This window comes from Flagellimonas nanhaiensis (assembly GCF_003382275.1).
GTDB lineage: Bacteria > Bacteroidota > Bacteroidia > Flavobacteriales > Flavobacteriaceae > Flagellimonas > Flagellimonas nanhaiensis.
The window spans coordinates 674,858-699,835 of the sequence record NZ_QTJX01000001.1 but is presented as its reverse complement, the minus strand read 5'-3'; the positions used below and the strand labels follow the sequence as shown (position 1 = coordinate 699,835).

At 40.7% G+C, this 24,978-nt stretch carries 23 protein-coding genes; 13 read left to right on the top strand and 10 right to left on the bottom strand.

The genetic code is table 11. The features are described from left to right. Window position 1 precedes the first annotated feature (1 nt). The 6 genes from DX873_RS03240 (at window position 2) to DX873_RS03215 (ending at window position 6,315) form a co-directional block, all read left to right on the top strand. Window positions 2–1,621 carry a M1 family metallopeptidase gene (locus DX873_RS03240; RefSeq protein WP_116183081.1) on the top strand — a complete coding sequence of 540 codons (1,620 nt, stop codon included), beginning with the start codon at window positions 2–4 and terminating at the stop codon, window positions 1,619–1,621. Further along, window positions 1,618–2,550 (top strand): carbon-nitrogen hydrolase family protein, encoded by a 933-nt coding sequence (locus DX873_RS03235; protein ID WP_116183080.1) that lies wholly within the window; start codon window positions 1,618–1,620, stop codon window positions 2,548–2,550. The genes DX873_RS03240 and DX873_RS03235 overlap by 4 nt, the downstream gene beginning before the upstream one ends. After that, window positions 2,550–3,077, top strand: a complete 528-nt coding sequence (locus DX873_RS03230) for a GNAT family N-acetyltransferase (protein ID WP_116183079.1) — start codon at window positions 2,550–2,552, stop codon at window positions 3,075–3,077. Before DX873_RS03235 ends, DX873_RS03230 begins: the two co-directional genes overlap by 1 nt. 18 nt (window positions 3,078–3,095) lie before the next feature. Beyond that, window positions 3,096–4,133 (top strand): zinc-dependent alcohol dehydrogenase family protein, encoded by a 1,038-nt coding sequence (locus tag DX873_RS03225; protein ID WP_116183078.1) that lies wholly within the window; start codon window positions 3,096–3,098, stop codon window positions 4,131–4,133. A 68-nt stretch (window positions 4,134–4,201) separates the two neighbouring features. After that, a complete protein-coding gene (locus tag DX873_RS03220; protein WP_116183077.1) occupies window positions 4,202–5,731 on the top strand; it encodes a M20/M25/M40 family metallo-hydrolase in 1,530 nt (509 codons plus the stop codon). An 8-nt stretch (window positions 5,732–5,739) separates the two neighbouring features. Further along, the gene (locus tag DX873_RS03215; RefSeq protein WP_116183076.1) at window positions 5,740–6,315 is read left to right on the top strand and encodes a YdeI/OmpD-associated family protein; all 576 of its coding nucleotides are present in this window, start codon (window positions 5,740–5,742) and stop codon (window positions 6,313–6,315) included. 12 nt (window positions 6,316–6,327) lie between these two features. On the opposite strand, the gene DX873_RS03210 is transcribed toward DX873_RS03215, so the two are convergent. Continuing rightward, window positions 6,328–7,626: an MFS transporter gene (locus DX873_RS03210; protein WP_232520843.1), complete on the bottom strand. Its 1,299-nt coding sequence runs from the start codon at window positions 7,624–7,626 to the stop codon at window positions 6,328–6,330. A gap of 92 nt (window positions 7,627–7,718) precedes the next feature. Here DX873_RS03210 and DX873_RS03205 point away from each other — a divergent pair, with 92 nt between their 5' ends. From DX873_RS03205 to DX873_RS03190, 4 genes are read left to right on the top strand one after another with little or no spacing between them, the layout of a single operon-like run. After that, window positions 7,719–11,003: an amidohydrolase family protein gene (locus tag DX873_RS03205; protein ID WP_116183075.1), complete on the top strand. Its 3,285-nt coding sequence runs from the start codon at window positions 7,719–7,721 to the stop codon at window positions 11,001–11,003. A 34-nt stretch (window positions 11,004–11,037) separates the two neighbouring features. Further along, entirely contained in the window at window positions 11,038–14,226 is a 3,189-nt protein-coding gene (locus DX873_RS03200) for a WD40/YVTN/BNR-like repeat-containing protein (RefSeq protein ID WP_116183074.1), read from the top strand. After that, window positions 14,226–14,942, top strand: coding sequence for a DUF2490 domain-containing protein (locus DX873_RS03195; RefSeq protein ID WP_116183073.1), 717 nt, complete (start codon window positions 14,226–14,228; stop codon window positions 14,940–14,942). Before DX873_RS03200 ends, DX873_RS03195 begins: the two co-directional genes overlap by 1 nt. 44 nt (window positions 14,943–14,986) lie before the next feature. After that, window positions 14,987–16,207 carry a bifunctional alpha/beta hydrolase/OsmC family protein gene (locus DX873_RS03190; RefSeq protein ID WP_116183072.1) on the top strand — a complete coding sequence of 407 codons (1,221 nt, stop codon included), beginning with the start codon at window positions 14,987–14,989 and terminating at the stop codon, window positions 16,205–16,207. Between the two features lie 4 nt (window positions 16,208–16,211). Here DX873_RS03190 and DX873_RS03185 read toward each other — a convergent pair whose 3' ends face one another. Beyond that, window positions 16,212–16,409: a hypothetical protein gene (locus tag DX873_RS03185; protein ID WP_116183071.1), complete on the bottom strand. Its 198-nt coding sequence runs from the start codon at window positions 16,407–16,409 to the stop codon at window positions 16,212–16,214. Between the two features lie 183 nt (window positions 16,410–16,592). Here DX873_RS03185 and DX873_RS03180 point away from each other — a divergent pair, with 183 nt between their 5' ends. Both DX873_RS03180 and DX873_RS03175 read left to right on the top strand, forming a co-directional pair. Next, window positions 16,593–17,213, top strand: coding sequence for a YceI family protein (locus DX873_RS03180; RefSeq protein WP_116183070.1), 621 nt, complete (start codon window positions 16,593–16,595; stop codon window positions 17,211–17,213). Between the two features lie 122 nt (window positions 17,214–17,335). Continuing rightward, the gene (locus tag DX873_RS03175; RefSeq protein WP_116183069.1) at window positions 17,336–18,337 is read left to right on the top strand and encodes a bifunctional helix-turn-helix transcriptional regulator/GNAT family N-acetyltransferase; all 1,002 of its coding nucleotides are present in this window, start codon (window positions 17,336–17,338) and stop codon (window positions 18,335–18,337) included. A 57-nt stretch (window positions 18,338–18,394) separates the two neighbouring features. Here DX873_RS03175 and DX873_RS03170 read toward each other — a convergent pair whose 3' ends face one another. Further along, window positions 18,395–19,045: an OmpW/AlkL family protein gene (locus DX873_RS03170; protein ID WP_116183068.1), complete on the bottom strand. Its 651-nt coding sequence runs from the start codon at window positions 19,043–19,045 to the stop codon at window positions 18,395–18,397. Between the two features lie 335 nt (window positions 19,046–19,380). On the opposite strand from DX873_RS03170, the gene DX873_RS03165 reads away from it, so the two are divergent. Next, the gene (locus tag DX873_RS03165) at window positions 19,381–20,571 is read left to right on the top strand and encodes an LETM1-related biofilm-associated protein (RefSeq protein ID WP_116183067.1); all 1,191 of its coding nucleotides are present in this window, start codon (window positions 19,381–19,383) and stop codon (window positions 20,569–20,571) included. Window positions 20,572–20,661: 90 nt separating this feature from the next. On the opposite strand, the gene DX873_RS03160 is transcribed toward DX873_RS03165, so the two are convergent. The 7 genes from DX873_RS03160 to DX873_RS03130 form a co-directional block, all read right to left on the bottom strand. Further along, complete coding sequence (locus tag DX873_RS03160; protein WP_116183066.1) at window positions 20,662–21,417, bottom strand: LytR/AlgR family response regulator transcription factor; 756 nt, start codon at window positions 21,415–21,417, stop codon at window positions 20,662–20,664. A gap of 55 nt (window positions 21,418–21,472) precedes the next feature. Then, a complete protein-coding gene (locus DX873_RS03155) occupies window positions 21,473–21,811 on the bottom strand; it encodes a 2TM domain-containing protein (RefSeq protein ID WP_116183065.1) in 339 nt (112 codons plus the stop codon). 5 nt (window positions 21,812–21,816) lie between these two features. Continuing rightward, window positions 21,817–22,131: a 2TM domain-containing protein gene (locus DX873_RS03150; protein WP_232520842.1), complete on the bottom strand. Its 315-nt coding sequence runs from the start codon at window positions 22,129–22,131 to the stop codon at window positions 21,817–21,819. After that, window positions 22,122–22,424: a 2TM domain-containing protein gene (locus DX873_RS03145; protein WP_116183064.1), complete on the bottom strand. Its 303-nt coding sequence runs from the start codon at window positions 22,422–22,424 to the stop codon at window positions 22,122–22,124. Before DX873_RS03145 ends, DX873_RS03150 begins: the two co-directional genes overlap by 10 nt. A gap of 43 nt (window positions 22,425–22,467) precedes the next feature. After that, window positions 22,468–22,761: a 2TM domain-containing protein gene (locus DX873_RS03140; protein WP_232520841.1), complete on the bottom strand. Its 294-nt coding sequence runs from the start codon at window positions 22,759–22,761 to the stop codon at window positions 22,468–22,470. A 177-nt stretch (window positions 22,762–22,938) separates the two neighbouring features. Then, complete coding sequence (locus tag DX873_RS03135) at window positions 22,939–24,282, bottom strand: 2TM domain-containing protein (protein ID WP_116183062.1); 1,344 nt, start codon at window positions 24,280–24,282, stop codon at window positions 22,939–22,941. Then, window positions 24,279–24,902: a tetratricopeptide repeat protein gene (locus DX873_RS03130; RefSeq protein ID WP_116183061.1), complete on the bottom strand. Its 624-nt coding sequence runs from the start codon at window positions 24,900–24,902 to the stop codon at window positions 24,279–24,281. Before DX873_RS03130 ends, DX873_RS03135 begins: the two co-directional genes overlap by 4 nt. Window positions 24,903–24,978: the final 76 nt, after the last annotated feature.

Below are 24,978 nucleotides of genomic sequence, written 5' to 3'. Positions count from 1 at the left end.
CATGAAGTATTTAGTTATAGCTATATTTTTATTCGGGACCTTGGTTGCCTCGGCCCAAAACTTTACACGACAAGATTCGCTCCGGGGAAGTATCACCCCTGAACGTGAATGGTGGGATTTGAATTACTATGATTTAAACCTAAAGGTTCAACCGGACAAGGAGTTTATTGCAGGGTACAATATCATTCGATACAAAGTATTGGAAGAAAATGATGTTATTCAAATAGACCTTCAAGAACCTCTTAAAATTGATGCTGTCTCACAGGATAAAGAAGATTTGGACTTTACTTCGGAGGGAGCCGCACACTTTATCCACCTCAAGAAAAAACAAATTCCCGGAGAGTTCAATGAACTGTACGTACAATACTCTGGAAAACCAAGAAAGGCAATTAGGGCTCCCTGGGATGGAGGTTTTTCTTGGAAGCAAGATAAAAACGGCAACCCATTTGTGGCTACTTCCTGTCAAGGTTTGGGAGCTAGTGTATGGTGGCCAAACAAGGACCATATGTATGATGAAGTTGATAGCATGCGAATCCGTATCGATGTGCCAAAAGATCTTTTTGGCGTTGCAAATGGTAGGCTAAGGGATTCATATTCTTATGGCGACTATACCAATTACGAATGGTTTGTAGCCAACCCAATCAACAACTACGGGGTAAATGTGAATATTGGAAACTATGTTCACTTTGGTGAAAAATATAAAGGTGAAAAAGGAACATTGGACTTGGACTACTATGTTTTGCCCGAAAATCTGGAAAAGGCCAAGGAACAGTTTAAACAAGTCCCCATGATGCTGGATGCCTTTGAGCACTGGTTTGGTCCCTATCCCTTTTATGAAGATAGTTTTAAGTTGGTGGAAGTTCCCTATTTGGGTATGGAGCACCAAAGTTCGGTCACTTACGGAAACGGCTACCAAAATGGTTATTTAGGAAGGGACCTATCTGGTACTGGATGGGGGCTAAAGTTTGATTTCATCATCATTCATGAAGCGGGCCACGAATGGTTTGCCAACAACATAACTTACAAAGACATAGCCGATATGTGGATTCATGAAGGGTTTACCGCTTATTCTGAAAACCTCTACTTGGACTACCATTTTGGCTCCGAAGCTTCGGCCGATTATGTGATTGGAACCCGTAAAAACATTCAGAACGACCGACCAATTATTGGTCCCTACGATGTCAATCAAAGTGGTTCTGGCGATATGTATTATAAAGGTGCCAATATTCTGCATACGCTTCGTCAATTGATTGAAGATGATAAAAAATGGAGGCAAATACTTCGCAAAATGAACAAAACATTTTATCATCAAACCGTTACCTCCCAGCAAATAGAGCAGTTTTTGAGCACGGAGACGGAAAAAGACCTCTCCGCTTTCTTCAATCAATACCTACGAACAACCAAAATACCCATACTAGAGTATAAGTTTGATGGAGAAAACATCGATTATCGATATGTGGATGTAGTTGAAGATTTTGATATGCCAATCCGGATTTTTGCAGATGACAAGGAAATTTGGCTCTTTCCTGAAAAGAATTCAGAATGGAAAACAGAATCCATAAAAGGAAAAGAATTGATGGTTGATCGAAACTTTTATATCGAAACCAAGGCGTTGAAATGAAAGTAAAAGTTGGCGTTGTACAGGATAGCCCTGTCTTTTTTGATAAACAAAAGACCTTGGACAAGTTGGAAAATATCGTAGTGGCTCATGCTGCCCAAGGATGTCAACTTTTGGTTTTTCCTGAGTCTTTTGTGCCCGGGTACCCCAGGGGTTTCGATTTTGGTGCTAAAATTGGAAGCCGGACCGCTGATGGAAAAGCACTTTATGCCCAATATCATGCCAATAGTGTTTCCTTGGACGGCAAGGACATACACCGTCTCATAGAAATCTCAAAAACCAATGGTGTTTATCTCGTGATTGGCATAACCGAAAAGCAAGAGCAAAACGGCAGTCTATACTGCAGCATGGTTTACATATCCCCTACGGATGGCCTCCTTGGGGTACACCGCAAAATAAAACCTACGGGTACAGAACGTGTTGTTTGGGCCGAGGCAGACGGTGGGTCCTTGGTCACTTTTCATACCCAAATTGGAAAGTTGGGCGGTTTAATCTGCTGGGAAAACTATATGCCCCTGGCACGAATGGCCATGTACCAAAAAGCAGTGGAAATCTATATAGCTCCTACGGCAGATTCCCGACCAGAATGGACCACTACTATGCAACAAATTGCGTTGGAAGGAAGGTGTTTTGTATTGGGGTGCAATCAATATTTTGCCAAAACTATGTATCCAGATAAATACCAAGCTCTTTTGAGCGATGACCCGGAAGAAATTTGCCCAGGTGGTAGCATCATCGTTTCACCTCAAGGGAAAATAATTGCAGGGCCTCTGTTTGGAGAAGCAGGTGTATTGACAGCGGAGTTGGATTTACAGGATGTTATCAAAGGTAAAATGGATTTTGATGTTACTGGGCACTACGCTCGAAACGATATCTTCACATTTGAAGTAGCCAATCAACCCGACATCAAAAAAGAAAAGAACATACCCTAATGGTGAACCTACAGCCAACCTTGGAAAACGATTTGGTGCTTGTCAGACCAATTCAAGTTTCAGATTTTGAAGCTCTTTACCAAGTAGCTAAAGACCCCATGATTTGGAAACTTCATCAAAACCCTGATAGATGGGAACTGGAGGTTTTCAAAGATTTTTTTAAAGGAGCTATGGACTCTAAAGGTGCATTTGTTATTATTGATAAGGCTACGCAAACAATCATTGGAAGTTCCAGGTTCAAAAAACCAGACAATTCGGATGAGGCCATCGAAATTGGTTGGACCTTTCTTTCCAGAAACTATTGGGGAGGTGTCTATAACAAATCCTTTAAATCGTTGATGATAGCATACGCGTTCAAACATTTCGATTACATTCTATTTCATGTAGATCAACATAACTATCGATCACAAAAAGCGGTCGAGAAGCTAGGTGGCCGACTGCTGGACAAAAAAGGAAGCCTTGGTCATTTGCATACCTCTGAAGAAACGGGTCTTACCTTTATTTTGATGAAGACAGAAACCGCATAGCCAAAAACCAAAGATTAAATGAGGGCAGCCATTTTTGAAAAATTCCAAGGGAAAATATCAGTTCAAAACGTTCCTGACCCCAAGCCAAAAGATGACGGTGTGGTCCTGAAAGTTACCGCTACCGGCTTGTGCAGAAGTGATTGGCACGGTTGGATGGGACACGACCAAGATATTGTATTACCCCACGTTCCTGGGCATGAACTGGCAGGTGTCATTGTTGAAAAAGGAAAAAAAGTCAAGAATTTTTCTGTTGGGGACCGGGTAACCGTACCTTTTGTTTGCGGTTGCGGAACCTGTGAGCAATGTAATACCAATAACCATCAGGTATGCGATCACCAGTCACAGCCCGGTTTTACACATTGGGGTTCTTTTGCCGAATATGTTGCACTAGATTACGCAGATACCAATCTGGTAAAACTACCTGATAACATTTCAGATGTTACGGCAGCAACCCTAGGCTGCCGATTTATAACCTCTTATCGTGCGGTAGTAGCTCAAGGTGGGGTCAAAAAAGCTACCACTCTGGCCATACATGGCTGCGGTGGTGTTGGTCTTTCTGCCATTATGATTGGCAAAGCTTTAGGTGCAAATATCATTGCGGTGGATATCAATCCAGACAACTTAAAACTGGCAAAAGAGTTAGGAGCCAGCATGACGGTCAATCCTTTAAATGAAAATGTGGTTGAAACGATAAAAGAATATTCTAAAGGAGGTGTAGAAGTTTCCGTGGATGCACTGGGGAGCCAAGAAACCTGTTTCAACTCTATTGCCAATCTCAAAAAAAGAGGACGTCATGTTCAAGTGGGATTGGTAACCGGTGACCACATTCATCCCAAAATACCTATGGACAAGGTAATTGCCAACGAGCTGGAAATTGTGGGCAGTCATGGCATGCAGGCACATAAATATCCTGAAATGCTAAATTTGATTCAGCAAGGAAAGTTACAGCCTGATAAGCTAATCCATCAAACCATATCCTTGGAAGATGCCACTACCCTACTGCCTAAAATGAACGAATTCAATCATACCGGGGTTCTGGTCATAGATTCTTTTTAAACCAATGTACCGATTAGTGAAATAGCGTCATTATCACTAAATTTCGGAAGAACAATCCACACCTAGTTATGAGACTTTCATCTGTTTTTACAATTTTTTCAATATGCTCGGCACTTTTGGTCGGTGCTGATGCTGTAGGTCAAAAACTCAACCAAAAACAACTAAAAGATGCCGCAGAGAAATATGCTGTGGGTTCATTCCCCCTATTAAAGGAGTTATTGAGCATACCCAATGATGCCTTTTATCCAGATGATATTGAAAAAAATGTGAAATGGTGCGAGCAATCTTTTTCGGCAAGAGGTTTTACCACAACAAGAATTGAAACCAAGACAGTTCCCCTGCTTTTAGCAGAACGAAAGCACAAAAAAGCTAAAAAGACTGTTCTTATCTATTTACAAATTGATGGGCAACCTGTAGATTCAACCAGATGGTTCCAGGAAAGCCCCTATATTCCAACACTCAAGAAAAAAAGTGAATCAGGGGATTGGGAAACCGTTTCATGGAATTCAATTACCAATTACGAAGATGATTGGCGGGTTTTTGCTAGATCAGCAAGTGATGCTAAAGGACCTGTTGCCATGTTTTTAGCTGCATTGGATGCTTCAAAAGAACTGGGTATAGAACCTAATTACAACATCAAGGTCATCATGGACTTTGAGGAAGAATTAGGTTCTCCACAACTTCCGCAGGCGGTAACCTCAAATGCCGAACTCTTAAAAGCAGATATGCTCATCATTTTTGATGGACCACGGCATATTACCAATAAACCTACACTTACTTTTGGAGCACGTGGTATAGCTACCCTCCAATTGACAACGTACGGCCCCGCTGTTCCGCAACATAGTGGGCATTTTGGAAACTATGCACCTAATCCGGCATTACGCCTTTCCAAACTTTTGGCTTCCATGAAAGATGATCCTGGCCGAGTGACCATTGAGGGGTTCTACGATGGCATTTCAATTGATGCAGAAACAAAAAAAGTATTAAAAGCCGTACCCGATGATGAAAATCAGATTAAAAATCGGTTACAAATTGCCGAAACAGATAAAGTAGGAAGCTTTTACCAAGAAGCTATTCAATACCCATCTTTGAATATCAGAGGAATGCAATCTGGATGGATCAATGAAAAAGTACGCACCATTGTTCCAGGTTGGGCAAGGGCAGAAATTGATGTGCGTTTGGTGTTGGAGTCAGACCCTGACCGTTTGATGGAGCTCATTAAAAATCATATCAGCAAGCAGGGTTATCATGTTCTCGACAGGGAACCCAGCAAGGAAGAGCGCTTGAAGTATGCAAAAATTGCAACGCTCACCCATGAAATCTCCTACCAATCTTTCAGGACAGATTTTAATTCTGAAGTGGGACTATGGTTGACCCGGGCCCTTAAAAATGCCTTTGGTGAAGATCCAATACGAATCCGAATGAGTGGAGGTTCCATCCCCATATCACCTTTTGTTACTACGCTTGATATTCCTGCCGTAACAGTACCCACAGTTAATCGGGATAATAACCAACACAGTCCCAATGAAAATCTGCGATTGGGAAATTATAAGGAGGGCATACAAACTATGATCGCCATTTTGGCCGAAAAGCTATAACCCTGGTTATGCCCGAACTCAAAGAACATTATTTCAAAAATGACAAAGAGTGGCGCCAATGGCTGCATAAAAACCATAACAGCTCTGAAGGGGTCTATCTCATTTTTTATAAAGTAGCGCACGAAAACGAAAGCATGCGCTGGGAAGAGGCAGTACGTGTTGCTTTGTGTTATGGTTGGATAGATAGCACTGTAAAAAGTCTGGGCGATGGGAAACGCAGGCAATATTTCTGCCCCAGAAAACCGAAAAGTGTTTGGAGCAAGGTGAATAAAGATCATATCAAGGAATTGGCGGAACTCGGGCTAATGCACCAAAGTGGATTGGATTCCATTGAGGTGGCCAAGCAAAATGGTTCTTGGATCGCTCTTGATGATGTAGAAAACGGGGTTATTCCGCCCGATCTTCAAAAAGCATTCAAAAGCAATAAAAAGGCCTTGGAAAATTTTGAGGGTTTTTCCAGAAGCCAACGAAAAAGTTACCTGTACTGGTTAAATCAAGCCAAACGTGAAGAAACTAGACAAAAACGGATCGCAGAAATTATTGACTGCTGTAAAAACAATATAAAATCTAGGAGCACAAGATAAAACCCAAAGGGTTTATAACGAGCTCTTCCCGTATAGTCTCAAATAAATCCAGGCCGTAATTCCTCCTATGAACGCAAAACTGCTCAACATCAAAAAGACATGTTGATGCCCTAACTCCCCAGGATTTTGATCCAGAAGATAACCGTAAGCTGGTCCTGCAAAAATATCCGGGGTGTACCCAATCAATGAAATGAGTCCCACAGCCGTGCCTGTCAACGCCAAGGGAATTTTCCCTAAGCGCATCACGCCAAAATACAAAGCCCTACAGGAGTACACTCCTACTCCAATGACAATCACCGACATAAAAAATAGTAAGCCCGTGCTTGGGGCAATGATTCCGGACGCAAAAAGCAACCCCCCAATGAAGGTGAGGAAAAATCCAAATAGTAGTAACAATGTTATTCTAAGTCGGTCTGCGATCAACCCCAAAACTATACCGGTCGTAGGGCGCAAGAATTGCAACAACGTACCTACTTTAGCTGAAGTTACCTGATTGTAGAGCATTACTTCTTCCGCATACTGCGAAACAACGTCGGTAATCTTGTACCCTACATAGGCACAAAGGATAATGATCATCAACAACCAAACTGATGGCAACCGAAGTACCTGCTTCATCTCAATCCAGGACACCCGTTCCAATTGTACATTATCTGTATCTCTTCCGGACTTCATAAAAAACCATACCAGAATGCCAATGAAAGTGATGATTGCACAAGAAGCATAGATCAAATAGGCAAAGGTCTGTTTTTTGATTTCCAAGGATATAGTTTGGGCTTCCTCTGCCATGAACGTGGAGAAAATGAATACTCCCAATACCCCGAAAAGTGCTCCCGTGAGTCCTCGGCCTCCATCCAAAAAACCAAAAGCTTTGCCCTGGGCATCTGCTCCGCCCCAAACGCGTGTAGCTTTGATCATAGGTGCCCAAAACAGGAAAATGGTGGTAAATCCCCAATATCCATATAACAATTGAAGTGTCTCAAAGGCTGGATACTGTGCATAAAGGATTCCCCCTGCAGCCGTCATCCATAAGGCAACAGCGATTAATTTTCTGGGAGGGTATTTATCCGCCAAAGGACCTCCAAACAAATAGGACACCATTGCTATGAACCCATAAACCGAAACACCAAGATTATAGTCCAAATTGGACATTTCAAAAACGTCTAAAACCGTTGGTCTGAAAATTCTTGGTACTACAAAAGGAAGTACAAACACCGCTTCACCAGCCAAGATAAGCAGAATGAGATAGTACCAGGGTGCTCTTGTATTTTTCTTGAAACCTATAGCGAATGCCTTTGTTTCAAATCTACGCAAAACAAAACTAATCTTGGGTCACACCTTAACACCTCTTTAAGAAATCCACATAACGTTTTCTTTATCTTTAGGCGACTAATTAACTTCCGAAAATGAAAAAGCTTCTTTTCCTATTGATGCTTTCAGCATCTGTCTCTCTATTGTCCCAAGAAAAAAAAGATGAATCCAAATGGGATGTTGCAAATCCCAAAGGAGATTTCGGCTTTAAAGAACATAGTTTTTCTACCGATGAAGGTACGTGGATGAACCTCGATGTTAGTCCTGATGGCAAAACAATTGTTTTTGACCTTTTGGGAGATATCTACAGCATGCCCATCACCGGAGGAAAAGCAACATCTTTAAGAACCGGAATCCCTTTTGAAGTACAGCCACGTTTTAGTCCGGATGGTTCCAAAATTTCTTTTACCAGTGATGCAGGCGGCGGGGACAACATTTGGGTAATGAATGCTGATGGGTCCAACCCGAAACAAATCACCGAAGAAAAGTTCAGGTTGCTGAACAATGCCAATTGGATGCCCAATGGAAACTACTTAGTGGCCCGGAAACACTACACCTCTGGCCGTTCATTGGGAGCTGGGGAAATTTGGCAATATCATATCACCGGAGGTTCTGGCCTTCAACTCACCAAAAGAAAAAATGACCAGCAAGACGTAAACGAACCTTGCATATCTGCTGATGGAAGGTATTTGTATTATAGTGAAGACATGTACCCAGGTGGATTTTTTCAGTATAACAAAGACCCCAACAAACAGATTTACGTTATAAAGCGCTACGATTTTGAAACTGGGGAAACAATCACCGTTACGGGTGGACCTGGTGGTGCGGCAAGACCCCAAGTCTCAAGAGATGGAAAAATGCTGGCTTTCATCAAAAGAATACGAACCAGAACTGTGCTTTATCTCCACGATTTGGAAACTGGTGAGGAATGGCCAATTTTGGACAACCTCAACAAAGACCAACAAGAAGCCTGGGCAATTTTTGGGGTATATCCCAACTTTAGTTGGATGCCTAACAATAAAGAGATCATATTTTGGAATAAGGGTAAAATCCACAAGATTGATATCAACACCCAACAGGTGACCAACATTCCATTTGAAGTAAACGCCAAGATAAAGATTGCCGAAACCCTTAGGGTAGATTCCCCTGTTGCCCCCGACCAATTTACCGCTAAGGTCATTCGCCATGCAGTTACCTCACCCGATCAAAAAACTCTGGTATTCAATGCTCTTGGCCATCTCTGGTCCAAGAAATTGCCCAATGGAAAACCCAAGCGCTTGACCAAGGGGACAGATTTTGAGTTTGAACCCTCTTTCTCTCCAGATGGAAAAAACATAGTTTTTGTTACCTGGAACGATGAAGAACTGGGGGCTATTTACCAAGTACCTGCCGTTGGTGGAGCCATGAGCAAGCTTACCTCGGAAAAAGGTATCTACCGAACCCCTTCATACAGTTCTAATGGGCAAATGATTACATATAGAAAGGAACCTGGGAACAATGATCAAGGACGAAGTTTTTCAAAAAAGACAGGAGTTTATGCCATGAATGCCAATGGCTCTCAGGTAAAGTGGGTTTCAGACGAAGGTGAATATCCTGTTTTTGCAAAGAATAATCAAAGGATTTTCTATCAAACTGGTGGAACTTATTTTGGCAGTCTAACCAAGGAACTCAAATCAGTAGACCTCAATGGAGAAGACAAAAAAGTCCATGTAAAATCAAAGTACGCCAATCGTCTTGTACCCAGTCCCAATAGCGAGTGGATTGCTTATACCATCTTACATAAGGCGTACATAGCCCCCCTAGTTCTCAATGGAAAGGAAATTGATTTAGATAACAACACCAAATCAGTTCCTGTTTCCCAAATTTCCCGTGATGCCGGAATCAATTTACATTGGTCCCAGGATAGTAAAAAAGTCTTTTGGACTTTGGGCGATGAATACTTTGCAAATGAGGTAAAAGACAGATACACTTTTCTTCCTGGATCACCTGAAAAAGTGGCTAAAATGGACAGTTTGGGCATCAAGGTTGGGTTGGTTCAAAAAACGGACAAGCCTTCTGGTAGAATTGCCTTCACTAATGCCCGCATCATAACAATGGAAGGAGACGAGGTTATTGAAAATGGCACCTTGGTTGTCAATGAAAATCGAATCGAATACCTGGGCAATTCTAGCGAAATCAGTGTTCCTTCCAACGCCAAAGTCTATGATGTTGCAGGGAAGACCATTATGCCCGGAATTGTGGACGCCCATGCACACATAGGTGGTTTCCGCTATGGACTGACCACCCAAAAGCACTGGCAACTCTATGCCAATCTGGCCTTCGGGGTTACTACATCACATGACCCCTCAGCAAATACGGAATCCATTTTCGCCATGTCCGAATTAATCAAAAACGGAACCATGGTGGGACCAAGACTGTATTCCACCGGAATCATTCTTTATGGTGCCGATGGAGATTTTAAAGCGGTCATCAACAATCTGGATGATGCACGATCTGCAATCCGAAGAACAAAAGCTTTTGGTGCTAAATCTGTAAAAAGTTACAATCAGCCAAGACGAGACCAACGCCAACAGGTGATTCAGGCTGCTAGAGAACTGGGTATCAATGTTGTGCCTGAAGGTGGTTCAACATTCTACCATAACATGTCCATGATCATGGACGGACATACCGGAGTGGAACATAATATTCCTGTTGCCCCGGTTTACAAGGACATTTTTGAACTATGGACGACCAGTAATTCTGGCTATACCCCTACCCTTGTAGTCAATTATGGAGGTATGAACGGTGAATATTGGTTCTATCAAAAAGATAAGATTTGGGAGAATGAAAAACTACTAAAATACACTCCAAGGGGCTTGGTCGATTCCCGTTCACGTTATCGCACCATGATTCCGGATGAAGAATATGAAAATGGCCATATTTTGGTCTCCAAAACCGCTACCGCATTGGCCAACAAAGGGGTCAAGGTGAATTTGGGTGCACACGGCCAATTACAAGGTTTGGGAGCACACTGGGAGCTATGGTTATTACACCAAGGTGGGTTGACCAACATGCAAGCACTGAAAGCGGCCACAATCAATGGAGCGCAATATATAGGAGCTGGCAATGATATCGGTTCGCTCAAAGTGGGTAAACTTGCGGACTTAATAGTTCTTGATAAAAATCCTTTGGATGACATCCGCAACACCGAAACCGTTCGATTTACTATGGTGAATGGAAGGTTGTTTGATACGGAAACCATGAACGAAATTGGAAATACCGAAGTCCAAAGAAGTAAATTCTGGTGGGAAAACAATAAATACAATGCTGCCTTCCCCTGGCACGAAGAAGCTCAAAGCTTTACAAGACCAGGCTGTGGTTGCCATATTGGACACAATTAATAACTAAAATAACAAGCTAATCCAACTCTAAAAAATGAAGAAACTTTTATTCCTTTTTGCTGTAACGCTACTCTCTGGTTTAAATGCCCAAGAATTTAGCATGGAAATGATGCAGGACATGAAACCCAGAAACATTGGTCCCGCTGGAATGAGCGGACGTGTCACTGCCATTGATGTTGTCCTCTCCAATCCTGATGTGATGTATGTGGGCACAGCTTCCGGAGGATTGTGGAAATCAACATCTGGAGGCATCAAATGGGAACCTATTTTCGATAAAGAAGTTACTGCTTCCATTGGAGCGGTGGCTATTCAACAATCCAACCCCTCTGTAATTTGGGTAGGAACCGGTGAAGGTAACCCAAGAAATAGTCTGAATGGAGGTTACGGAATCTACAAATCCCTTGATGGTGGTAAGAGCTGGAAATCCATGGGATTGGAAAAAACAAGACACATCCATAGAGTTATCATCGATCCTACCAATCCTGATGTAGTCTATGTAGGTGCCATTGGGTCTCCGTGGGGAGAGCATCCCGAAAGAGGTGTGTTTAAAACCACAGATGGCGGTAAAACTTGGGAGAAAATACTTTTTACCAATAACAAGACTGGAATAGCTGACTTGGTTATGGATCCCACAAATCCAAACAAACTAATTGCTGCCATGTGGGAACACAAAAGAGATCCTTGGTTCTTTAAATCCGGAGGAGCTGGAAGTGGCCTGCATATTACACATGACGGAGGTACCACGTGGAAAAAAATAACCGCTGAAGACGGATTGCCCAAAGGAGATTTGGGAAGAATTGGAATTGCCATTGCCAGAAACAAGCCAAACGTAGTCTATGCCCTGGTTGAGGCCAAGAAAAATGCCTTGTACAAATCTGAAGATGGAGGTTTCAAATGGGAAAAGGTCAATGACAAAAATGATATTGGCAATCGCCCATTTTACTATTCTGAAATCTATGTAGATCCAGAAAACGAAAATCGAGTATATTCTATCTACACTTATGTGAATTCCTCCGAAGATGGTGGAAAAAACTTTACCCAGTTGATGCCTGCCTACCAAGTGGACAATGGGGTACACCCTGATCACCATGCCTGGTGGATACATCCAGAGAATGGTCAATTTATGATCGATGGAAATGATGGGGGCTTGAACATTACCAAAGATGGAGGAAAGACCTGGCGTTTTATTGGTAATCTACCCGTAGCGCAGTTTTATCATATCAGCATTGACAATGAATATCCTTACAACGTCTACGGAGGAATGCAAGATAATGGTTCCTGGAGAGGACCTGCTTATGTTTGGCGTGATCAAGGTATCAGAAACAGCTACTGGCAGGAAATTGCTTTTGGCGATGGGTTTGATGTTGTTCCAGATTTGGACAACAGCCAGTTTGGCTATGCTATGAGCCAACAAGGCTTTGTAAGAAGATACGATTGGAAAACTGGTAACAACTATACGGTTCGCCCTACCCCTCCAGATGCAGACACCAAACTAAGGTTCAACTGGAACGCTGGAATTGGGCAAGACCCTTTTGATAACAGCACGGTTTACTTCGGAAGTCAATTTGTACATAAATCATCAGATAAAGGATTGACGTGGGAGGTGATTTCTCCAGATTTGACAACAAACGACAAAGAAAAACAGAAGCAAAGTGAAAGTGGAGGCCTTACCATGGATGCCACCGGAGCAGAAAACCATTGTACTATTCTGGTAGTGGAACCTTCAACTGTTGAAAGAGATATGTTATGGGTAGGTACCGATGATGGAAGGGTACATTATACTCAAAACGGAGGTGTATCTTGGACAGAGGTTACCAATAACATTAAAGGGCTGCCAAAAGGTAGCTGGATTCCACAAATAAAAGCCTCTAAAAGGAATAAAGGCGAGGCCCTGCTAATCGCAAATGATTACCGTAGGTTCAACTACACTCCATATGCTTACAGGACCAGGGATTATGGAAAAACCTGGACCCGTATTGTAGATCAAACCGATGTAGAAAGCTATACACTTTCAATCGTGGAGGACTCTGAAAACCCAAATTTGATGTTTTTAGGAACAGATGATGGGCTTTATGTTTCCTTTGATGCAGGTAGCAAATGGAATAAATGGAACAAAGGGTTCCCAACGGTATCCACTAAAGATCTCGCCATTCATCCAAGGGAGAATGACCTCATTATAGGCACTTTTGGCCGAGCTGCTTGGGTTTTGGATGATATTAGACCGTTACGGGCGTTGGCGCAAGATATGTCTGTCCTGCAGAAAGAAATCAGTTTGTTTAAAAGTCCAGATGCCTATTTGGCCGCCTACCAACAACCCACAGGAACCCGTTTTGGAGGGGATGCCCTGTATAACGCCGAAAACAGAGAATTTGGAGCCATGATCACCTATTATCTTAAAGATGGTGTAGACAATTCAAAAAAGGATGGAGAAGATAAGGATGCTGAAAAAGATAGTAAGGCGAAAAGTAAAGACTCCATCCATTTCAAGTTCTATGACGGAGATAGATTGATTCGGACCCTAAAGTACAAGGCTCCAAAAAAAGCAGGGTTCCATCGAGTTTACTGGGATTTGGATGAAAAAGGCCCGGACAGACCAGCTAGAACAATAAGTAAGAACAACAACGAGCCTGGCGGTATTTCAGTGAAACCTGGAAGCTATAAAGTAAAAGTTCATTTTGGAGATTTTGCGGATTCTACCAATGTGGTTGTGAAAACCGATCCAAGATTACAAGTATCCACAACATCTATCAATGAGGTGTATACCAGTGGCAAGAAATTGGATGGGTTTACACAAAAAGCGGCCGATGCAGTAAAGCAGTTGGTAGAAAGCAAGGAACTCGCCAAAAAGTTTCAAAAAGAATTAAAGGACCTGGATAAAGAAAAGTACAAAGATCAAATAGATTCTTCTAAAGAAATGGTCAAGGCTATTGATTCCGTAATAGCACTTTATATTGGTAAAGAAGATAAACGTCAAGGTATCACCCGAAACCCGGAAACTTCTGTAATGAGACGGATCAATACAGCACGTTTTTATGTAGAAAGCCGAAAAACTGGTATCACTTCAACGGAAAGCAGACTGATTCAATTCACCGAAAACGAATTGAAATCAGCATTGGATAAAACAAATTCCTTTTTTAGCGAAAAGTGGAAACCTTATCAAACATCAATAGAAGCACTACAACTTTCACCCTTTAAAAAAACAGAAACTTTTAGTTTAGATTAATGAAGAGAATTTGGATTTTATTTTTGGTGACCTTATTGGTTCAGGTAAAGTTAAGTGCCCAAAACCCAGGCGAGGACGATTGGGGAGCATGGTACATGTATTTTGGAACCAATAAGGTTGCTGAAAAGTTCAGCATACATACCGAAGCGCAGTTCCGTTTTTATGAGACAACGAGCAATTTTAACCAGTTACTGCTTCGTACCGGCTTAAACTACCATATCAACCCCAATGCCATTGCTACGATGGGATATGGGTTCATAAAAACGGACAATACCTTTGGAGAGCCTTTTGCGGCCAGAGATTCTAGGGAACATCGGATTTTTGAGCAGTTTATTCTAAAGAATAAGGTCTGGGAGTTTCTTTTTGAACACCGGTATAGATTGGAACAACGTTTTCTTAATTTTGGTAATTCAACCGACACACAGCACAGGGCTCGTTATCGAATTCAGGTAACTCTCCCCCTGACGGATACCTTTTTTCTCAATTTTTACGATGAATTGTTCATCAATTTACAAGATGACCTTTTTGGGCAAAATCGATTGTACGGAGCTTTGGGTGTTCACATTACCGAAAACAGTAGTGTCCAGTTTGGCTATTTGAGAAATCAGTTCACCAATTCTGTTTTTGATCGCTTGCAGATAGGATTCTTCTATAATCCCGACTTAAGGGGTATCTTTAAGAAAAACAAGGGAGCTGCGGCATCGGACAAAAATTAGCATATTTGATTTGATGGCTCATTTCCCTAAAACAACTAATAGGGATGAGTCTTCAAAAAGTAAATTTCAAAAATAAAAATGGGGAAAACCTGGTAGGAAGATTAGAGCTTCCAGCAGACAGGCATCCCCATAATTTTGCAATTTTTGCGCACTGTTTTACCTGTACCAAAAACCTTTTGGCCGTTAAGAATATTAGCAAAGCCCTTACTGCAAATGGTTTTGCCGTACTACGGTTCGATTTTACCGGTTTAGGTGAGAGTGAAGGTGATTTTTCTGATACCAATTTCTCCGGAAATGTGGAAGATCTTGTGGCTGCGGCAGATTTCCTAAAGGAAAACTATTCTGCTCCTACTCTATTGATCGGGCACTCATTGGGAGGTGCGGCTGCAATTTTTGCTGCTCAGGATATTCCGTCGATTAGTGCCGTTGCGACTATCGGGGCACCTTCTAATCCTGTACATGTAAAACACTTGTTGCAAAGTGGACTGGACGAAATCCAATCCAAAGGTGAAGCTGTGGTAAACTTGGGTGGGCGGGATTTCAAGATAAAACAGCAGTTTATACAAGACCTTCAGGAACAATCCTTGCCCAAGGTTGCCAAAAATTTGAGAAAACCATTGCTCATTCTCCATTCTCCTCAGGACATAACGGTAGAAATCAAAAATGCTGAAGAGATCTACGTAGCTGCCCATCACCCCAAGAGTTTTGTTTCATTGGATGGGGCAGATCATTTGTTGTCCAACAAAAAAGACTCGGCATATGTTGGGGAAGTCATCTCAGGATGGGCCAAGCGGTATCTGTTAGTCCCGGAGAAGGTAGATTCATCTCTTAGCACCAAACATCAGGTCATTGCAAGTTTAGATGGTGAGGATGGCTATACAACACAAATGAAGGTCGGAAACCACCATATGATTGCTGATGAACCGGAAAGCTTTGGAGGAAGTGACTTTGGTCCCTCTCCTTATGAATTTTTATCGGCTGGATTGTCCGCATGTACGGTTATGACGATTCAAATGTACGCTCGACGCAAAGGCTGGCCTGTGGACAATGTGGAAGTACATACCTCATACGATAAATCGCATGCAGAGGATTGCCAAAATTGCGAAGAAGACAGTGCAAAAATTGACACGTTTCACAGAGAAATTAAGCTGACCGGGAATCTTGATGAAAAGCAAAAGAAAAGAATCATGCAGATTGCGGACAAATGCCCCGTTCACAAAACCTTGCATAGTGAAGTACAGGTTTTGAACAAATTGGTTGACTAAACTTTTACAAACGCATGTGTAGAATGTCAAAATAGTCCAGTTCCAGTTCCAAAGCGGCCCTATGAATTTGCCGTAGGGATTTCACATAACTATGTTGGTCTATATAACCTCGAAACCTGTCCTTTTTTAAACGTTGATATCCTTTGCAAAAAGTTTTTCGCTTGTTGCAATACACCAAAAAGTTATAATAGTTAGATATCATGTAAGAAAATTCGCTCTTTTTCAGCAGGTTACTAATAAATTCTTTAACATGATAACGGAGTAAAAAGGTGATCAGTATTTTTTAACTGAAAAACAGGAACTAATGAAATCTTCTTGAAAACGTAAAACGGTTGTGGTCTCAGCGAATAATGAGTAACTTAGGCCAAAACAAAAAATCATCAGCATGAAAAAAGTAATTGTATTGCCTTTAGCCATTGTTCTTATAACTGCATTTAGTTGTAAAAAGGCCAAAAAGGAAGCAAAACAAGAAGAAACCAAACAGGTATACACCATAGTTGAAGACTCAACCGATATCCGTTTTACAGCATACAAAACCACAGAAAAGAAACCCGTTGGAGGTACTTTCACCAAGATTAGTTACGACTATACTTCTTCAGAAACTGCAATGGAGACGTTGAATGGACTTGAATTTTCCATTCCGGTCAGTAGTCTTTTTACCAATGACACCACGAATACTAGAGATCCTAAAATTCTGCATTTCTTTTTTGGGGTAATGGAGAATACAGAGCTAATCAGTGGTGTCCTCCAGTTTGATGAAAATCAGAACTGTTCTGCAAAACTCACTATGAACGGTGTTTCAGCAGAACTTCCTATGGAATATGAAATGGCCAATGACAGCCACTTTACTTTTTCGGGCACTATGGATTTAACCAAATGGAATGCCTTGGAAGCTTTGGCTTCCTTAAACAAAGCGTGCTTTGACTTGCATACTGGTCCAGATGGAGTTAGTAAAACCTGGGAAGATGTAGCTGTTAAAGCTTCTATCCTTTTAGAAAAGAAATAATCAATATCACTTAAGATATTCAATTTTAAAGCTCCAAATTCTGGAGCTTTTTTTATCTCCAATTTAAAAACGTAACCAGTTACATAATTTAATTATATTTGCGTAACCAATTACACATTGTCATGGATAACGACTTTTTAACCGAATTGGGGCACCTAGGTTTCACGGCACGCATTAAAAGATTAAATGAAAGAATTGTATCAAGCACCGTATCGCATTATGCAAAGTTGGACCTAGAGATAGAGCCCAACTGGCATGTAATCTTTATGTTGTTGAAACAGCGAAAAAAACTCACGGTTACAGAAATAGCGAGTATTCTAGGTTTTTCCCACCCTGCGATGATCAAGATTACCAAAAAAATGAAAACCAAAGGTTTTCTTGAAACCTTTAAGGACACCAAGGATGGTAGAAGAACTTTGATTCAACTTTCTGAAAAAGGGAAAAGACTTCTTCCTGTTTTTGAAGAGGAATGGAATCGGATACGTGAAATTCTAAAAGAATTTGTGTCAGATGATTTTCTTACAAGCCTGGATATTCTAGAGAACAAGTTTTTTTCAGAAAGCTTTTTGGAGAGGTATCAAGCTCGATTTGGTCCAAACCAATTTTCCATAAGAAATGCGAAGCCTTCAGAATTTAAACAAATAGGTCGCTTGATGATAGATGTTTACTCGGGTCTGGAAGGCTTTCCAAAAGCAGACGAACAGCCTGCCTATTATCAAACCCTGGCCAATATTGGGGATTTTACTAAGAACCCGAGTACAGAACTCTTGGTGGCCGTATCCCCAGAAGAAAAAGTTCTTGGAGCTGTATTGTTTTTTAACGATATGCAATTCTACGGCTCCGGTGGAACAGCTCCCAAAGAAAAGAATGCATCTGGATTTAGGTTATTGGCGGTCTCAGATGCTTCTCGTGGTATGGGTCTTGGAAAGGCACTGAGTAAAGCTTGTATTGAAAAAACCATTGAAAATGGCCATGATCAAGTTATTATTCACAGTACCAAATTCATGAAGGTTGCCTGGAAAATGTATAAAACACTTGGATTTGAACGTTCGGAAGATTTGGACTTTAAGCAGGGTGCTTTGCCCGTTTATGGATTCAGATTAAAACTGAAAACGCATAAATAAAAAAGAACGGCTTGGTTTCCCAAGCCGTTCCCTCATCAAATAACCTTAAAACCCATCCTAGAGTTTTACACCTACACCAAATCCAAAAATCCATGGATTGATGTCAACATCTGCAGTTACAGTCGCGCCAAGTGCTGTAGTTGCATTTACTGTGGCATCGGTGTTCAAGAATAGTTTTTTGACGTCAAAGTTCAAGAACCATTTGTCATTGAGCATGAAATCAAAACCACCCTGAAGTGCAAAACCTAAGGCAGTATCGTAATCTACGTCGTCTGCCACTGGACCTTCATCTACTCCGTAGAAAAGTGTAAGATTTACCCCTGCACCCAAATAAGGCACAAAATCTCCACCCGTGAAGTGATATTGACCAGTTAATGTGGGAGGAAGTAGCCATACATGGCCCAAATCGATGTCCCCAGCAGCTGTTCCAACTGCTTCCACATCATGTTTTGTGGTTGCCAATATCAATTCCAGCGACCAATTTTCATTGAAGAAGTAAGAAATGTCAAATTCAGGCACAAATGCGGTGGAAATAGATACATCACCGCCAATTGCCTCAATGTCAGCACTCTCATCTGGGGTTACAACAATTCCTCTTAAGCGGAATTGCCATTTGCTTCCGTCATTATTAGCCGGGGCATCCTGTGCGGTTGCCAAGTTCATGAGCCCCATCAAGGCTGCCATTACAAAAATTACCGTTTTTCTCATTGTGTACTTTTTTTTGATTGAACAAAACTACCATGAGCAATTTTCAAGGAATATGACGTTTATCATTGGATAGAAAATTAAAACCAAAATTTTTTGTCGTTTTTGGCTATAAAAACCAGTCCTATTAAGCAATAAATCAGCTATTTATAGCAAAAAAGTATTTTTCATAAATCCTTAGTTTCGGTCTGTTTTTAGCCACATTTTTTCCCTACTTCAAACACGAATAACATCTTTTTTAAGGTGTGATATATTGAACAAAAAAGTTGATATAAAAGCGCTTTATAGTTCTTGTTAATGTTAGAATTTGTTTTACTTTGAACAGAAAACAGAACCCAATGAACCCTTCTGCTTCTGGATGGATCAGTAAGTTTGGACATTTGGTGGAGAAAGAAACCTCCCACTTTCCAGACTTCGAAAGCTTATATCGTGAGCTCAAAGCAAACGGGTTCATATATGGAATCCATTTAGAAATACCTTCTTTTATTAATGTAGAATATTCGCTGACCGAAGACGAGGTTGCCAAAATCAACCTGCTTACGGCACTCTATTTCACTTTTCAATTTGAAAGAGAAAAACCTGATTTTTCGAATTTTGTAAACACTGTTTTCGATTATTATCAATCCCTGGAAGTGGGGAAAATCTCATTTCTGAACAAAATACTCAGTGGTTCTCACACGGAATCCCAGCTGGAAAAATTAATAGATTCAAGGATTTACCTGGGAGGAAATGCATTCAACCGGGCGTTTGGCAATAGCATCACCAATTCATTGTTATATGTGGACATCCTTATTTTCAGGACTTATCTGCAAAACCCAAAGGTCATTATAGAACATGCCCAACTTCTGGAGTATGTTACCATGAACATCGTTTATCAAGCCTTAAATTCCAAAGAAACACACGAGAACGATGCCAAACTGATTCAACTTTTGGCAGCTTCATTGACTTACGTTAATTTGGATGAAGCTAACTTTGAGGGAACCTATTTGGATATTTTACGGCAAAATTTCACTTCATGTGAAAAGGATTATTTTTTAGATATGGCCTGTTTAACTTTGTGGGAAGATAAATCTATTGACCATACCGAAACGGACTATATTTTTGCCCTAGGAAATGATCTTGAAAAGTCAAATGAAGAGGTGAAATCGTCTCTAAAATTTGTCCAAGATTTCTTCGAAAAAAATGCTTCCAAAGTCTCCTATCTAAATGACAAAAATCTGGCCGTCCAATTCTATGAGGGCATGTCCAAAAATGTGAGCAAATTGATTTTGCGAAATAGCAAAAGGCTTAAAAAAGAGTTGGCAGAAAGCAGGGAATTGATGACACTCTTATCTAAGTCTACCGTAAAAGAACTTAGCCCAAGTGAGCGGAAAAAAGTACAGAATCAATTGATTGATGTTTTTAAAAGTATACCTTCTTTGGCCATTTTTATGTTACCTGGAGGAGCAGTTCTTTTGCCAATTTTTATCAAACTGATTCCAAAATTACTACCTTCGGCTTTTGACGAGAACCGTATTGAAGAATCTTAGCGTTTTTTAGCAGAAAAACCAACTATAAGGAAAACTTATAGCTATTTTTTAATTGGTTTACATTATTGAAATCCAATATTTTATAGTCTTTTATTCCAACCACAACTTAAAGTCTCTGACACGCTCCCTACTAACCACGATTTCTTGCTCATCAAAGCGTTTCATCTTGATTTGAAGCCGTGAATTTGTGTATGAAATAATGTCATTGATGTGGTTTAGGTTCACATAGAATTTTCTACTTACTCTAAAAAAGGTTTCGGGAGAAAGTTCTGTTTCCAGCTGCTCCAACGTTGTGTCCAATAAATAATTTCTTCCCTCGGAAGTTGCGGCATACGTTCCTTTGTTCTCACTATAAAAACATTCCACATCATCGGCATTGACAATTTTTAAATGTTGCCCAACTTTGACCGTAAATCTTTTTTTGTACTCGCGCTCCAGCGGGTTCACTAATAGCTTTTTTATGTCGTTAAAATCTACCGAAATATTCTGCGTTTCCATCTTCAAATCGCGGTACTTATTTACTGCTCTCTCCAGGTCCTCATCATCGATTGGTTTTAACAGGTAATCTATGCTGTTCAACTTGAAGGCCTGAAGTGCATATTCATCAAAAGCAGTGGTAAAAATTATTGCGCTTTTTACTTCGACCATGTCGAAAATTTCAAAAGAAAGACCATCGGACAATTGAATGTCCAAAAAGATTAAATCTGGATGGGGATTGTTTTGGAACCACTCGATGGACTCATCCACGGAGTGGAGCATGGTGGACACCTTAACATTCAACTCGGAAAGCAATCTATTCAGTCTTCTTGCAGCTGGTTTTTCGTCCTCAATAATTATTACGTTCATTTTTTTGCTTTATCTAAGTGCCTTTTCGGTCAATTTTGGGTTCAACGCTAAAATCTTACTTATATCTGTACTTGTCCATTTCACTTTTGTCGCGCTCCATATATTTTCTAATCTGCCTTTCTTCCCATTGCTTTAGGTAAGGAAGTTTGTTTCGATACAAGTAAATAGCATGAAGAGCAAGGATTATTCCCCATATCAGCACATTAATATCCACCCAATCATAGTAGTAAGACTCAAACTGAAACTCTTCTGGGATATAAGGATTCAATATCTGGCTTTTTAGCAAGTAAAATAAGCCGTTTATAATAACAAAAACCTTGATGTGCCTATAAAAGTCTTTCAGTTCCTTGACCCTTTTCCGAGCTTTTTCATATTTAATACCGTCACTTCCCATAGCCTCTACTTATACTTTTTGGCCTCTTCTTTGTCTTTATCAATGTATTTTTGAATCTGGCGCTCCTCCCATTTTCTTCCGAACATAGGATTAAATCCGAAAACCTTGGCTGCATGAAACCCTAATCCCAATCCCCAACCAAACAAGGTGACAAAATGTGGCCACTGCCAAAAATAATCGGTTCTAAGGTAAATATTCACCAAAATAAAGACATTGACCACTACATATACGGCCATATGGATATAGAAACCTTTAAGCTCTTCAACCCGTTTCTTGGCCCTTTCTAATTTATCCGGTTCAAATTCCATAACTACCTCCATTTTTTTGTTTTATCATCTTCTTGCATGAACTCCTTTATCTTACGCTCTTCCCAATCCTTTCCAAAAAATGGATTGAGATGAAAGGTTCCTATGGCATGAAAAACCAAGCCAATACCCCATCCAAATGCAGCCCAGAGGAACCACATGTAGCTAAAGCCGTTAGTCCAGTAATTTATAAGTGCCAGGATGGATATGACCATAATGTACGACCACAGGTTGGCATAGAACTTTTTAAGCTCATCTACTCGCTCCTTGGCCCTAATATATCTGCTATCTTTTTCTTTGTTCTCCATGACGTATGTGTTGATTGGTTGTGTATTTAAATATACTGATTCGTTAGAACTCATTGCTATCCATAAATTGTTTGATCTTACGCTCTTCCCAGTCCCTTCCTAAAAAGTGGATATATCCATAAACATGAAGCCAATGCCCGACAAGTCCTATACCCCATCCAATTGCGGGAAAAATGACCCATGGATAACTACTTGTTCTATAATTTATAAATACCAAAAAAGGAATTACCAGAAAGTAGGTCATCAAATTGGAATAAAAAGATTTTATGCACTCTACTCTTTCCTTTGCCTTTCTATATTTATACTTTTTTAAATCTTCCATTGTTCTACTGTTCAATTTCTATTGTTTTGTTTTATAGGACAAACTTCGTAAGATTAGATCGCCGCTGAAAAAATGGATTCGCGAACTGTAATTTTTTAGGGATGAATTGTGAATTGGGTTGGCCAATTAATGCTCAACCCATCACAAAATCTTAGTATAATTTTTGAATTATGATTCTGATAAAGGAACAGATTAGAAATCCTCCTTATCCATGAGCTCCTGAATCTTGCGTTCTTCCCAACGCTTGCCCCAAAGTGGATTGTAACCATAGGCCTCCATTCCATGGGCCAGCACTCCAAACCCCCAGCCCAATGTTGGGAAAAATGCCCATAAAAAGTCTGTAGTACGGAAATTAAGCCACCATAAAAACGGTATTACAATACAGTAGGCCGTTAAATTGCTGTAGAAATCTTTGATGCCCTTGACCCTTTCCTTGGCCTTCAGGTATCTCTTTTCCTCTAAAAAGGTTTGCTGGACTTCCATTACCGAAACCTGCTTGGTTAGCATAGGTAGAGCTACACTAAAGTCCGACGCGGTTTTGTCAATAACCACTTCCCTATCCGTTAGAATATTATATCGCTGTCTAATATTTTGAAGTCCAACCCCACTGCTCTTTTTGACAACTTGTTTCTCTTGAAGATTATTTTGGACCACCAATGAACCGTTTTCCTCAAACACTTTAATGTGTAAAGGTTTTGAAGCTGTTACCACATTATGCTTCACGGCATTCTCTAAAAGCAGTTGCAATGATAATGGGACAATCTTAGCTTCTGATATGGAGCAGTTTTCAGGAATTTCAAAAACTATGCTATCCTCAAACCGCATCTTTAACAACCTAACATAGGTGCGTGCAAAATTGAGCTCTTCATCCACGGTCACTAAATCCTTGTTCTTCTGTTCCAAGACATAGCGATACACTTTGGACAGCGAAGTAGTGAACTTTTGTGCCTGATCTGGGTCCTCATCAATTAAACTGGTGAGTACATTTAGGCTGTTGAACAAAAAATGGGGGTCCAGTTGGTTTTTTAATGCATCAAACCGGGCGGAGGCAGAACCTGCAATTATCTTTTGCTCTTTTACCTTTTTTTCTTGCCAATGCTTGTAAAAATAAAAGGCATGAAAGAAAATGGAAATCACAACGGTAATCAGCAATGCAATAGCGTAATAAATGAGCCTTTCCCCTGCAATAAACTCTTCCCAACTCTCTCCTTCAAAACCAAGGCTTATCGTAACCCTAATCCAGAAAATGGCCAACATGGTGAGTATAATCGCGCCTAATCCGCTGATAGCTATGCGATACTTCGCAAAGCGTTTCCACACCACCTTGTGATTTAGATAATCATAATAGGCACTATTGACGAATGTCAAAACCAACGAATAAAAGATAGTATACCCAACCTCTTGCAGCAGTCTGTCATCAAATCTTACGGGTTTCCCGGAAAGTGCCTCAAGACCTTTAAAAATTCCAGAGATAACCAGACCTATTGATACTGCGATCAACAACAATCTGCCAATATACCTTAATGTGTTTTTCATTCACTGCATTGCTTGTGGACCATTTCAGCCCGTTCTTTTCCCCAGGAAGGATAAAATGGAGTTTCCTGGCTAAAATTAGCAAAAAGTTCCAAGGCCCTTTCAATATCCTTGCAATAAGGAGTAGTATCCTTTCCAAAGTATCTGGCACTTCCCATATCCCATTCTGCCTTTGAAAAGACCACCCTTGGGTTATCTGGAGCCAATTCCAGCGCTTTTTGATACAGCTGAACATTCTTTCCTGATAGTGTCATTCCGTAAGTAGCCCCATCAAAAGCAATCCAAGCGGTATTGATCAAAGCTTCTTGTACTAAAAGTTCCGGATTGTCGGGAGAAATGGCTTTTGCCAAATCCAAAAACTCTTTGGCCTTTTCCAATTGCCCGGTCAACTTCTCAATGTCTTTTTCTCCAAAGGAAATAACAGTATTTATTTGGGAAACATAATAATGTGGCAACCAATTGTCCTGCTCAGCCATTGCAATACGCTCAAACAAATTGGAGGCCTCAACCACTTTTTGGTCCTGCCATAGTTGGAATGCTTTTTCCATTCCCTTGGTGTATTGGTCCTGCGCATTTACAATTGAAGCCCCGAGTACCAAAACAGCTATCATCAATTTTTTCATGATTGTTCGTCTTTATTTAGGTTAATATGGCCACAAAAATCCCTTCTAACCAGGAAAGACTAAAGAAGAGATTACC